13 protein-coding genes are annotated in these 12537 nt (G+C 62.9%); 11 read left to right on the top strand and 2 right to left on the bottom strand.

What is annotated here, in order from left to right; all coding sequences use genetic code 11:
• Positions 1–7: 7 nt before the first annotated feature.
• The 6 genes from L981_RS07480 to L981_RS07455 all read left to right on the top strand — a co-directional run bounded on the left by L981_RS07480 (position 8) and on the right by L981_RS07455 (position 4724).
• On the top strand, positions 8–1237 hold the full coding sequence (locus L981_RS07480; protein ID WP_043613477.1) for an ABC transporter substrate-binding protein: 1230 nt from the start codon (positions 8–10) through the stop codon (positions 1235–1237).
• Positions 1238–1332: 95 nt separating this feature from the next.
• Positions 1333–2472, top strand: a complete 1140-nt coding sequence (locus tag L981_RS07475; protein ID WP_043613474.1) for an ABC transporter ATP-binding protein — start codon at positions 1333–1335, stop codon at positions 2470–2472.
• A gap of 154 nt (positions 2473–2626) precedes the next feature.
• Positions 2627–3403, top strand: coding sequence for a helix-turn-helix transcriptional regulator (locus L981_RS07470; protein ID WP_043613472.1), 777 nt, complete (start codon positions 2627–2629; stop codon positions 3401–3403).
• A 113-nt stretch (positions 3404–3516) separates the two neighbouring features.
• Positions 3517–3912: a VOC family protein gene (locus tag L981_RS07465; RefSeq protein WP_043613470.1), complete on the top strand. Its 396-nt coding sequence runs from the start codon at positions 3517–3519 to the stop codon at positions 3910–3912.
• A 55-nt stretch (positions 3913–3967) separates the two neighbouring features.
• Positions 3968–4378, top strand: a complete 411-nt coding sequence (locus tag L981_RS07460) for a VOC family protein (RefSeq protein WP_043613468.1) — start codon at positions 3968–3970, stop codon at positions 4376–4378.
• Complete coding sequence (locus L981_RS07455; protein ID WP_043613466.1) at positions 4368–4724, top strand: DUF1801 domain-containing protein; 357 nt, start codon at positions 4368–4370, stop codon at positions 4722–4724. Before L981_RS07460 ends, L981_RS07455 begins: the two co-directional genes overlap by 11 nt.
• Positions 4725–4760: 36 nt before the next feature.
• Here L981_RS07455 and L981_RS07450 read toward each other — a convergent pair whose 3' ends face one another.
• Both L981_RS07450 and L981_RS07445 read right to left on the bottom strand, forming a co-directional pair.
• On the bottom strand, positions 4761–6236 hold the full coding sequence (locus L981_RS07450) for a M81 family metallopeptidase (RefSeq protein WP_043613603.1): 1476 nt from the start codon (positions 6234–6236) through the stop codon (positions 4761–4763).
• Positions 6237–6358: 122 nt separating this feature from the next.
• Positions 6359–6856, bottom strand: a complete 498-nt coding sequence (locus L981_RS07445) for a hypothetical protein (protein ID WP_043613464.1) — start codon at positions 6854–6856, stop codon at positions 6359–6361.
• A gap of 114 nt (positions 6857–6970) precedes the next feature.
• Between L981_RS07445 and L981_RS07440 the strand changes: the two genes are divergently transcribed.
• The 5 genes from L981_RS07440 to L981_RS07420 all read left to right on the top strand — a co-directional run bounded on the left by L981_RS07440 (position 6971) and on the right by L981_RS07420 (position 12490).
• Complete coding sequence (locus L981_RS07440) at positions 6971–7360, top strand: RidA family protein (protein ID WP_043613462.1); 390 nt, start codon at positions 6971–6973, stop codon at positions 7358–7360.
• A 71-nt stretch (positions 7361–7431) separates the two neighbouring features.
• A complete protein-coding gene (locus L981_RS07435; RefSeq protein ID WP_043613460.1) occupies positions 7432–8295 on the top strand; it encodes a MurR/RpiR family transcriptional regulator in 864 nt (287 codons plus the stop codon).
• A gap of 21 nt (positions 8296–8316) precedes the next feature.
• Complete coding sequence (locus L981_RS07430; RefSeq protein ID WP_043613458.1) at positions 8317–9093, top strand: SDR family oxidoreductase; 777 nt, start codon at positions 8317–8319, stop codon at positions 9091–9093.
• A 23-nt stretch (positions 9094–9116) separates the two neighbouring features.
• Positions 9117–11036 (top strand): beta-N-acetylhexosaminidase, encoded by a 1920-nt coding sequence (locus L981_RS07425; RefSeq protein ID WP_043613457.1) that lies wholly within the window; start codon positions 9117–9119, stop codon positions 11034–11036.
• An 11-nt stretch (positions 11037–11047) separates the two neighbouring features.
• Positions 11048–12490, top strand: coding sequence for a M81 family metallopeptidase (locus tag L981_RS07420; RefSeq protein WP_043613455.1), 1443 nt, complete (start codon positions 11048–11050; stop codon positions 12488–12490).
• The last annotated feature ends 47 nt before the right edge of the window (positions 12491–12537 follow it).

Below are 12537 nucleotides of genomic sequence, written 5' to 3'. Positions count from 1 at the left end.
TAAAAACGTGTCTATCCAATTCAAGACGGGGGTGCTCGCCCTTGCCCTGCTCGGCTCGACCGCGCTCGGCGCCGTGACCGCCAAGGCGGCCGACCAGGAGATTAGCTGGATCTACTGCGGCGACACCATGGATGCGGTGCACGAGAAGTACATCAAACAGTGGGAAGAGAAGAACCCGGGCTGGAAGGTAACCCCTGAAGTCGTCGGCTGGGCCCAGTGCCAGGACAAGGCAACGACGCTTGCTGCCGCCGGCACGCCGGTCGCCATGGCCTATGTCGGTTCGCGCACGCTGAAGGAGTTCGCCCAGAACGACCTTATCGTCCCCGTTCCGATGACGGACGAGGAGAAGAAGAGCTACTATCCCAATATCGTCGACACCGTGACCTTCGACGATAACCAGTGGGGCGTTCCGATAGCGTTTTCGACCAAGGCGCTCTATTGGAACAAGGATCTGTTCAAGCAGGCCGGTCTTGATCCGGAAACGCCGCCGAAGACCTGGGCCGAAGAGATCGCGTTCGCCAAGCAGATCAAGGAAAAGACCGGCATTGCCGGTTACGGCCTGCCGGCCAAGACCTTCGACAACACCATGCACCAGTTCATGCACTGGGTTTACACCAACAACGGCAAGGTCATCGACGGTGACAAGATCGTCATCGACAGCCCAGAAGTTCTGGCGGCGCTCCAGGCCTACAAGGACATCACGCCCTATTCTGTCGAAGGCGCGACCGCCTACGAACAGAACGAGATGCGGGCCATCTTCCTGGACGGCAAGGTCGGCATGCTTCAGTCGGGTTCCGGTGCAGCCGTTCGCCTGAAGGACACCAAGGTCAATTGGGGCGTCGCGCCGCTGCCGCTCGGCCCCTCGGCCAAGGGCGAGGGCACGCTGCTCATCACCGACAGCCTGGCGGTCTTCAAGGGGTCGGGCGTCGAGGAGAAGGCGATCGAGTTCGCCAAGTTCATCACCTCGCCCGGTCCGCAGGGCGAATATGAACTGCAGGGTGCTGCCGGCCTGACGCCGCTGCGCCCATCGCCGATGGTCGATGAATTCGTGAAGAAGGATCCCTACTGGAAGCCGTTCATCGACGGTATCGCCTTTGGTGGTCCGGAGCCGCTCTTTACCGACTACAAGGGCTTCCAGAACGTCATCATCGAGATGGTCCAGTCGGTCGTGACCGGCAAGGCCGAGCCGGCCGACGCCTTGAAGAAGGCGGCTGCTGACCTCGAAGAGTACAAGTAAGGCCACCGGGGCCGCGCGCCGACAAGATCGGTTCGCGGCCCCACCTAACTCTGCTATAAATGAGCCGCTTCTCGCCGGTGGCCGGAGACAGTTTCTTGGGACAGCTCAATCTCAATCGGGTTCAGAAATTCTACGGGACATTCGAGGTGCTGAAAGGCATCGATCTCGAAGTCAGGAACGGTGAGTTCGTCGTTTTCGTCGGACCCTCCGGTTGCGGCAAGTCGACCTTGCTCAGGATGATCGCCGGTCTCGACGAGACCAGCTCGGGGGACATCCTGATCGAGGGCAAACGCGTCAACGACCTGCCGCCGGTCAAGCGCGGCATCGCCATGGTCTTCCAGTCCTACGCGCTTTATCCGCACATGAGCGTCTTCGAGAACATCGCCTTTCCGCTGCGCGTGGAAAAGATGGCCGAGGAGAAGCTGAAAGCAAAGGTGGAGCATGCGGCGCGCATCCTGCACCTCGACCAGCGGCTGCAGCAAAAGCCGGGCATGCTATCGGGCGGTCAGCGTCAGCGCGTGGCGATCGGGCGTGCGATCGTGCGCGAGCCGAAGATCTTCCTCTTCGACGAGCCGCTCTCGAACCTCGATGCGGCGCTTCGCGCCGACATGCGCATCGAGCTGGCGAAACTGCACCGGCAATTGCGGGCAACGATGATCTACGTCACGCACGACCAGGTCGAGGCGATGACGATGGCGGACCGGATCGTCGTTCTCAATGCCGGCCAGATCGCCCAGACCGGCGCGCCGCTCGAACTCTATCACAAGCCGGCCAACACCTTCGTTGCTGGCTTCATCGGCAACCCGAAGATGAACTTCCTGCCGGTCACCTGCAAGGGCGTCAGCGACGCGGGTGTCGAGGTCGATTACAAGGGGCAGTCGGTGGTCGTTCCGGTCGTGCCGCAAGCAGGCCTCGCCGGTCGGACGCTGACACTCGGGGTTCGTCCGGAACATATCGTGCTCGGCGCCGGCGACCTGACGCTCAAGGTAACGCCGACGGTCATCGAACGTCTCGGTGCCCACACGGTTGCCTATGCCGCGATCGGCGGAGAAGGTGAGAACTTCTGCGCCATGTTGCCGGGAACGGCGGCGATCCAGCCGGAACAAACTGTGCAGGCCGGTATCCGTACTCCCGATTGCCACCTCTTCGACGAGGCCGGTATAGCGCTCGAACGTCGCGTCGAGTTGACCGACATCGATATGGGCGTGCTCAACCTCAACCCCGCGGCTGCCTGAAACCAGGGGCCAGGATCACGGTCGCGTCCGATCAGGGCGCGGCCAGTGCTTGGTGGTGTAGCTGGATATCCGACAGTTCTGTCTGTAAAAATCGCCCGTCGCTGGCGGCATTCCTCCTGTTCAAAGGCGATCAAGCGCACTCGGATAGGGCATCATGATGCTTGGCCGTTACACGGAGCTTCCTCATCTCGTTGACGCCAATGCCGGGATCGAAGCCGTCTGGGCGTCTGTCAGCCGCAACGAAGGCAGTTATCGGGTCCTGCCGGATGGGCGATGCGACATCATCCTCAGGTTTGCGCTCAAGGCTTCGCCAATCCTCGACCTGATGCCAATCGTGACCGGTCCAACGACGGGCTATTACGACGTCCCGCTGGAACCGGGTGCCGCCTTCGTCGGCGTGCGGCTGAGGCCCGGCCATTTTCAGAGAATTCTCGGGCTGGAGCCGATCCGGTTGCACGGTGACGCGCTGATCGGCGCGGCCGCTCTGGGCCAATGGCCCGACCTCGCCGCCCTCTGCGCACCGGCATTGGACCAGCAGGAACTTGCCGGTCGCCTGGTTCGGTTCGTCCGCAAGCGCGCTGCCGAGAGTGACTTTGAGGTGACACCGCTCAGCCGCAACATCATAAGCGCGCTGCACGCCTCCGGTGGTCGGTTGCGCATCGCCGAGCTCGCCGCGATGCACGGTGTCTCCGAGCGCACCGCCAGACGCATCCTCCTTCACGCGACGGGTCTCACGCCGAAGGCGTTTGCGGCCATCATCCAATTTCATCGCGCCCTGCGTCTTTTGCGCGATCACCGCCTCAGCCCCGCCGATGCCGCGTTCGAAGCCGGTTTTGCCGACCAGTCCCACATGACCCGGGTCTTCCGGCGGTTGGGCGGGTTCTCGCCGGCGCGCTTGCCCGACGTCACGCTGGTGACGATCTCGGACTGATGTCCGAATTGTTCAAGAACGGAGCCCGGCAATGAACGATGATGGCACGTAACTGTTCGCGGTGCTTCGGGCGTGGCCGATCTCGGCGGCGGGCAACCCTTGGAGACGAAAGCATGACTGTCCGTTTCGGATACACGATCCTCTATGTTCCCGACGTGCCGGCAACGGTCTCGTTCTATGAGGCGGCGTTCGGTCTGAAGCGCGGGTTCGTGCATGAAAGCAACCTCTATGCGGAGATGCAGACCGGTGAGACGGCTCTGGCCTTTGCCAGCGAGACCATGGCGCAGCTGAATGGTTTTGCCGTTCGCGCGAACCGCAAGGGTGACCTCGCTGCCGGTTTCGAAATCGCGCTCGTCTGCTCGGCGCCGCAAGAGGCTTATGAGATGGCAGTCTCTGCCGGAGCATCACCGGTGAAGCCGCCGGAAGAAAAGCCGTGGGGGCAGGTGGTCGGCTATGTACGCGATCTCAACGGCTGCCTTGTCGAGCTCTGCTCCGCGATGCCCGCTTAGCGGCCCGGCACTACCGCGCAACCCACGAACGCCATAACTCAGGAGGAATCCGCCTGTGCGCCCGACCACAGCCTCGCCCTGTATTACGACCAACCGGATTGCCGCGTCGCGGGACTTTTACCAGACATATTTCTCTGCGCGGCTGACCTTCGACTGCGGCTGGTACATCAGCCTGGAACTGGGCCAAGGCCTGTCGCTGCAATTCATGGAACCGCAACAGGGGCAGCCCGTGTGCAACACCGAAGGCCTCACCTATAATCTCTGTGTCGAAGATGTCGATGGCGAGTATCGCCGGATCACGTCGGCAGGCCTTGCCGCGGCACTACCGATCGAGGATCACCCTTGGGGAGATCGCGGCTTTGCGGTGAAGGACCCGAACGGCGTGCTGCTCTACATCTACTCCAACCGCGAACCCGCGCCGGAGTACAAGCCGTTTGTCATCCCTCGGGTGCCGCATGACGGATGATCGGATTCGGGCCCTTCTGCGGGAGATCGAGCTTCATCGCGGCGATCAGGTCGCGATCATCACCCGACTGCGGGAAATCGCGCTCGCTTCAGATCCTGCGGTCACCGAAGAGGTGAAGTATGGCGGCATCCTGTTTTCGTCCGGTGATAGCTTCTGCGGCGCCTTTTCTTACGCAGAGCACGTGACGCTGGAATTTAGCCGGGGCGCCGCCTTGCCTGATCCACATGCCGTCCTGGAAGGCTCGGGCAAGCTTCGCCGCCACATCAAGCTGCTGCGCCCAGCGGATATAGATGCGAAGCACGTTGCACAGTACATCGAGATGGCCCGCCAGGCCGTCGATCGCTGAAGGTGCGGTCGCAGCCGGCGACGATGCCGCAAATCGTCAGGCCTCGCACTTCTCGGTTGCGTGCGGGTTCTCCACCTTCGGCCAGATATTCTTCGGTGCGCGCTTGTAGTCGGTCCTGGCCGGATTGTTTGGGTAGGGCGTGCCGGCCGAGCAATAGAGGATTTCCGCCGCGATCTTGGAGAACGAGGCGTAGAAGTGGTTGGTCGACTTGATGACCAGGATCTTCTTTTCCGTCGGGTCGATGCCCATCACCGAAAACAGGCTCGGATCGAAGCTTTGCGCCCGGGTCGAATTGAGGATGATGTCGATACCCTTGAAACGGATGTGAGCCGCATCTCCGAAGGGAGCGAAGCTCTCGCCGAAGCGCATCTCGGCATTCCGCACCAGCTTGACCACCTTGACCGTGCCATCGACCGGATTGCCGGTTCCCGGCGCCGACTTGGCGCCGAAGCGCAAGGGGATTTCGGCGCCTTCGCCCGCCGCCATGCAGATCTGCACCGCCATCGGATCCCAGATCGTGCCGACCGCAACGTCGGTTGCGCCGCGGGCGAGCAATTCTTCAAGCAGCACCGTCGCATCGCCGGCCGTGCCGCCGCCCGGGTTGTCCCAGACATCGGCGATGACGACGGGCCCTCTGGTTGCCGCGAGCGCCTCGTCGACCGCCTGCTTCTCGTCAATCTGCGGCATGATGAAGGTGCCGCGGTGGGAGAAGAGTTCGAGACCCAATTCCCGCGCAAGGTTCGCGCCCTTCTCCGGCTTGCCGTTGGTGACGGCAAGCAGCTTCGTTCCCATTTCCGGGACGTCGCCGGCCATGAAGCCGTGGATCACGGAAAGCGAAAGCACGTCGGCGTCTTCCTTCTCGATGCGCATCAGCTTGTCGACGAAGGAGCGCATCGGATCGCGTGAAGTCGGATAGACGTCGATCATCCGACAGTCGAAGATTGACATGACGGGCGTGACGCGGCCTTCGAGCGTGTCGACGGCGATCTTCCAGAGATCCTCGGCCCGGTCGACGAAGTCGGTGTGCGGAAACTCCTTGAAGTAGACGAAGAAGTTCGAGGCGGCGGCGCGCTTGGCCGTCAGGTGGCTATGGGGGTCGAGTTCGGCGCAGACGAGGATATCGGGGCCGACGATTGCGCGCACGCGCGCCAGCAGGTCGCCTTCGGGGTCTTCGTAACCATCGGCGACCATCGCGCCGTGCAGGCCGAGCACCACGGCGTCGACGGGCATGGCAGCGCGCAACTGGCCAAGGATTTCGTCGCGCAGGCCTTCATAGGTTTCACGGTTGACGAGGCCAGCCGGGTCCGCCCAGGTCGCGGTTCCCTCGATCAGGTCCCAGCCCTTCTCAGCGCAGACGCGCCGGCCGACGGTGATCGGCGCCGTGCAAAGCGTCGGCGTCTCCGGGTGTTCTCCCGGCGGAGCGTAGAGCGAGGCTTCAAAGGCCCTGCGGTCGATGCAGATCGGAGAGAAGGTGTTGGTCTCGGTCGCAAGCGCCGCTGTGAAGATCCGCAATGCCGTTGCCTTTTCTATCGCGTCACGCCCGCAGCGCCGCTCATCCGGCCGGATGAGCGAAAGCCGCTGCAAGCTCTAAGTCTGGCGCATGATTTTTCCCGGACGGGTGACGATCCAGGAAATTATGCGGAAGCCGTGCCCATCGGGTTTGGCAGGTAGCCGGTAAAGCCGGCAATCTTCCAGCGTCCCTCATGCAGACGGCAGTAATAGACTGTCTGCCATTTCAGAATATCGACGCTGCCGTCCGTCTTCTTCAGGCTGCCGTCGAACTTCTTGCGCGCCAGCGCCTGCTCGCCGTTGATCTCGATGTCCTCGAGCGTCGTCGTGGTGAAGATCGCAGTGCGCGGATCCTCGGCGAAGCTCTGTGTCGCAAAATCCTGCGCCTGGCGCAGCCACTCTTCGCGATAGGCGGCGAGCGACGGGAACGTCAGTCGCCAATTGTCCGGATTGGTTTCGCGCCGTCCGTCGATGCCGATGAAGCTCTCTCCGACGAAATCGTCTGCAACCATCGACCAGTCGGCTGCCAGAAAGGCAGTGATGTCGCGGGAGACCAGCATCTCCCAGATCGAGTGGCGTGCAGCATCGGAAGAGGGGAATGGGTTGAGAAAAGGATCCCGCATATTCGCGCCCTGGATTGAAATTCTTTTCATGAATGGTGTTTTTCGCTAGCCAAATTCAGCTTTCTATGGTCACTTGTCAACGATCAAAGAAAATAATTTGCAAGAAGGCTCAAGATGACGATCAAGCGCTATGGTGCGGAACAGGTCGGCGCTGGCGGCAAACCTTTGCCCTTTGCGCGCGCTGTCGAGGCGGACGGCTGGCTCTATGTCTCCGGTCAGGTCGCCATGGAAAACGGCGAGATCATCGAGGGCGGGATCATCCCCCAGACCCACAAGACGATCGCCAATGTGATGGCCATCCTGGCGGAAGCCGGCTATGGCCCGGAGCACGTGGTCCGTTGCGGTGTATGGCTCGACGATCCCCGGGATTTCTGGACATTCAACAAGATCTACCAGGAGTACTTCGGCGCGCATCCGCCGGCACGGGCCTGCGTCCAGTCGTCGATGATGGTCGATTGCAAGGTCGAGATCGACTGCGTGGCCTATAAGCCGAAGGAAGGCTGATCCTGGAGCGGGAGCGGTTTTCGGTCCGCAGCCCGCTCTCATTCGTGATCCGAGCAAGGCGTAAGCGGGCGATGGACATCTTCGCGACACTGCAGGAAGAAAAAGGGCGGCTCTCCCAATCGGAAAACCGCATTGCCGATATTCTCCTGAACGACTTCGAGTTCGCGGTAAACGCCTCCATCATCGAGCTCGCGGGCAAGGCGGACGTTTCGCCGCCGACGGTCACCCGCTTCTGTCGCCGGCTGGGCTGTGACAGTTTCTCCGACTTCAAGGTGCAGCTTGCGCGAACCGCCTATATCGGCATGCGCTACCTGAAGCCCGAGCCGAAGAGCCGCGAGACCGGCGACGTCGCCCAAGACATCATCACCAAATCGCAGAACGCGCTGTTCTTGCTGCACCGTTCGCTCGATCTGGCCGCGATCGAACAGGCGGTCGAGCGCATTGCCTCAGCGGAAATGATCTACGCCTTTGGTTCCGGTGGCAATTCGTCGATGATCGCCGGCGAACTTCAAAACCGGCTCTTTCGTTTCGGGCTGCGCATCACGTCCAGCTCTGATCACAGCATGCAACTGATGATGACGGCGGCGGCCCGGCCGACCGACGTGCTGATCGGCTCCTCCTTTTCCGGCCGTAACGCCGAACTGGTGCGCGCCTTCACGCTCGCGCGCGAACTGAAAGTGCCGACCATCGCGTTGACGCAGAGCGGCAGTCCGGTGGCCAACGCTGCAAGCATCACCGTTCCGGTCGACCTGCCCGAAGGCAACAACATCTACCGTCCCACCTCCACCCGCATCGCCTATCTGGCGTTGCTCGACATCCTCTCCAGTCTCGTCGCCTACCGGGTCCAGCCGCAGGCAACAGCCACACTTCGGCGCATCAAACAGCAGCTGGTGACGCACCGCGACGGTGACGACCGCCAGTTGCTCGGAGACTGACGTGCCGCGAAAGGTCAACGCATGACGCAATCTCTCGCGATCGTCACCGGTGCCGCCGGCGATATCGGCCGTGCCATCGCCCGCAAGCTTTCCGACGACCATGACGTGGTCCTGCTCGTCGACATCGATGCGGAGGCCGCCGAAAAGGCAGCACGGGCGCTTGGCGACGATAGGCGCTTCGTCGCTGTCGCCTGTGACGTGACCAACGCGACAAGCGTTGCTGCGATGGCAGCGAAGGCCGCGGAGAAGGGCGCCGTCCGCACCCTCGTCAACAATGCGGGTGCCGCCCGTGCCGTCAGCCTGCACGACACGACGCCGGAGATCTGGCGCATGGACAATGCGCTGAACCTCGAGGCAGCCTTCCTCACCTTTCGCGCCGTCGAGGACATGCTGAAAGAGACCCACGGGTCGGTCGTCAACATCGCCTCGGTCAACGGCATGAACGTCTTCGGCCACCCGGCCTATAGCGCCGCCAAGGCCGGCCTCCTACACCTGACCCGACTGATCGCGGTCGAGTACGGCAAGTTCGGCATCCGCTCGAATGCGGTGGCGCCCGGTACGGTGCGCACCCAGGCCTGGGAGGCGAGGGCGGCATCGAACCCGGACGTATTCGAAGAGGCGCGCCGCTGGTATCCGCTGCAGCGCATCGTCAATCCCGATGACGTCGCCAATGCCGTGCATTTTCTCGCAGGCCCGCTGGCGGCCGCCATTTCGGGCGTCTGCCTGCCTGTCGATTGCGGCCTGACCGCAGGACAGGCGGAGCTGGCCCGCACGTTCTCGCAATCAAGCCACTACTGACATAAGCATTCTGGAGGATGAGCATGCACCCGGTTTCCTACCGTCTCGAGGCGTCCTGGCAGCCGGATGGCGGGCCGTTCGGGCGGTTTACCTTCACGCTGTTCAATTTCTCCGGAGCGCCGCTTTCCGGTTTCAGGATCGTCTATACCTCGCTCACCCGGGTGATTGATCCCAAGGCCTGCGACAATGCCGTATTCCTGCGCCGCAACGCCAACTTTCACGAATTCGCGCCGCCAACGGGGCTGACGATCGAAAGCGGCGAGAGCTGGACCTTCACTGTCAGCGGCCTGCACCGCAATGCGCGCCACTGCACCGATGGAGCCAAGTCCGCCTATCTGACGCTTGCCGATGGCCGGCACGTGCCGGTTGCCGTCTCCGACCTGCTGCTTGAAAATGCTGTCAGTGAGCCGCCGCCAGTGCGGCTGCCGGAAGGCAAGCTCGATCAGCCCTATGCGTTGCAGCCCTGGCCGGCGAAGCTCGAGCTTCGTGCTGGAGACGGATTCCCCGTCGTTCTCTATCCGGCGGTCGGCGCGTCGGGCGAGGATGTCGCAGCCATCGATACGGTTCTGGCGATGTACCATCGCCTGTTTGCTGCGGGTCACGCTCCCTTCAGCCTGGCGGCCTCGAAGCAGGGGCGGGCGATTGTCTTTGCCGCCGACGCTGGTCTTAAGGCTGAGGCCTATCGGCTCGACTTTTCCGAGACCGAAATTCGCCTCAGCTTTGGCGGCAGCGCTGGCCGCCAATATGGTTTGACCAGTCTGGTCCAACTTCTGGACGGGGCACGCAACCATCCGAACAAGTTCCGCTTTCCGGCGAGCGGCACAATTTCGGATGCGCCGCGTTACAGCTGGCGCGGTTGCCACCTCGACGTCTCCCGCCAGTTCTATCCGACGGCGGATGTGGCGCGGCTGATCGACATTCTCGCCTGGTTCAAGCTCAACGTTTTCCATTGGCATTTGACCGACGACGAGGCCTGGCGCCTGGAGATCAAGGCCTATCCGCAGCTGACGACGCTTGGCGTGTTGCGCGGGCCGGATGAGCCGCTGTTGCCGCAACTCGGCAACGGTGCTGAGCCCGTCGGCGGCTTCTACAGCCAGGAGGACGTCAAGGCGATCGTCGCGCAGGCGACGGCGCTGCATGTCGATGTCGTGCCGGAGATCGACATCCCCGGCCACAGCACGGCGACCCTGGTGGCGCTGCCGGATCTGACCGACGGCCAGGAGGCACCGGAGAGCTACCACTCGGTTCAGGGCTATCCCAACAATGCGCTCAACCCGGCCGTTGCCTTCACCTACGAGTTTCTGGAGAAGGTCCTCGACGAGATGGTCGAGCTTTTCCCGAGCGCCTACATCCATATCGGCGGCGACGAAGTGGCGAACGGTTCGTGGCTCGCTTCGCCGCTGGCCAAGAAGCTGATGGAGCAGGAGGGCATCTCCGGCACCTTCGCGCTGCAATCCTACTTCCTGAAACGGGTCAAGCAGATGCTGACGGCGCGTGGCCGCAAGCTCGCCGGCTGGAACGAGGTGGCGCATGGCGGCGGTGTCTCGACCGAAGATACGCTGCTGATGGCCTGGGAGCGGCCGGAGGTCGGGATCGAGCTCGCGCGCGAAGGCTATGATGTGGTGATGACCCCCGGCCAGGCCTATTACCTCGACATGGCGCAGGCCGATGCCTGGCAGGAGCCGGGCGCAAGCTGGGCCGGTACGGCGACACCTGCGCACACCTATGGCTACGAGGCCGAGGGCGAGTTCCCGGACGAATTGAAGGCCCGCCTCAGAGGGGTGCAGGCCTGCATCTGGTCCGAGCATTATCTTTCGCGGGGCTACTTCAACCGTCTCGTCTTCCCGCGGCTTCCGGCGATCGCCGAAGCGGCATGGACACCGAAGTCGGCGAAGGACTGGCTGCGCTTTGCGGCCATCGCGCCGCTTAGCCCGAACCTCTGAGGGGAAAGCCCATGCGCATTGCCGTTGGTGGGATCCATACCGAATGCAGCACCTACTCGCCTGTCCTGATGACGGAGGAAGATTTTCGCGTGCTGCGCGGACAGGCGCTGCTGGACGCCGAATACTTCGGGTTTATGAAGGCAGAAGGCGTCGAGCATCTGCCGCTGCTACATGCGCGCGCCGTGCCCGGCGGTCCGGTGTCGCGTCCGACCTACGACGCCTTCAAGGCGGAATTCCTCGACAAGCTGCGTGAAGCCCTGCCGATCGACGGCCTCTATCTCGCCATGCACGGCGCCATCAAGGTCGACGGGGTGGACGATGCGGAGGGGGACTGGATCTCGGCCGCCCGCGCTGTCGTCGGCCCCGATTGCCCGATTGCGGCCAGTTACGACCTGCATGGCAATGTCAGCCAAGAGATCATCGACCAGCTCGACATCTTTGCCGCCTATCGTACCGCGCCGCATATCGACACGCCGGAGACCATGACCCGCGCCTGGTCGATGCTCGTCTCGGCGCTGAGAGACGGCACGCGTCCCGGCATCGCCTGGGCACCGGTTCCGGTCCTGCTTCCCGGCGAATGCACATCGACGGAGGACGAGCCGGCAAAGTCGCTTTACGCGCAACTGCCCGAAATGGATAAGCGGCCGGGCGTTCTCGATGCCAACCTGATGGTCGGTTATGTCTGGGCCGACGAGCCGCGGGCGACCGCCTGTGCGGTGGTAACTGCCACCGATAGGGCGGCGGCCAAACGGGCAGCGGAGGAGATTGCCGCCGGCTACTGGTCTGAACGTCGAAACTTCCGCTTCGGTCCCGTGACGGGGCCGCTGAACGAAATGCTCGATGTAGCCGAGCACGCAACGACGACGCCGATCATTCTTGCGGATTCCGGCGACAACCCGACCGGCGGCGGCGTCGGCGACCGCGCCGATGTGCTGAAGGCGCTGCTCGCCCGCGGCTGGCGGGGCGCCTTGATTGCCGGTATCACGGACCTGCCGGCGGTCGAAGCCTGCTTTGCCGCCGGTACCGGCGAAACGTTGATGCTCAAGATTGGCGGCAGCCTCGATCCGGCAAGCCCCCGCGCAGAAATGCTGGCTGAGGTCGTCACGCTTGACGATCCCGGGCCTGCGAAAGAGCGGCAGGCGGTGGTGCGTGTCGGCGCGATCGATGTGGTCATCGCGGCACGCCGCAGGCCCTACCACAACATCGAGGATTTCCGGCGGCTGGGCCTCGACCCCAAGGCGGTGCGGCTGCTCGTCGTCAAGTCGGGCTATCTTTCGCCTGAACTGGCGCCGATCGCCAACCCCAACCTGATGGCCCTGACTGACGGGGTCGTCAATCAGGATATCCAAGGGCTTGCGAGCCTGCGTCGCCAGCGACCGGTCTATCCTTTCGATCAGGACTTTGCCTTCGAGCCTGTCGCCCGCTTTTCGGCGCGTTGGTCGAGCGGCGCCTGAGACATGTTTCGCACTTTCCCTCCCCGATTTTCGGGTAGGGCTTTCCT

The sequence above is a fragment of the Ensifer sp. ZNC0028 genome, from assembly GCF_000799055.1.
GTDB lineage: Bacteria > Pseudomonadota > Alphaproteobacteria > Rhizobiales > Rhizobiaceae > Ensifer.
Note: the sequence above shows the minus strand (reverse complement) of the source record. Positions and strands in the feature narration are given on the sequence as shown.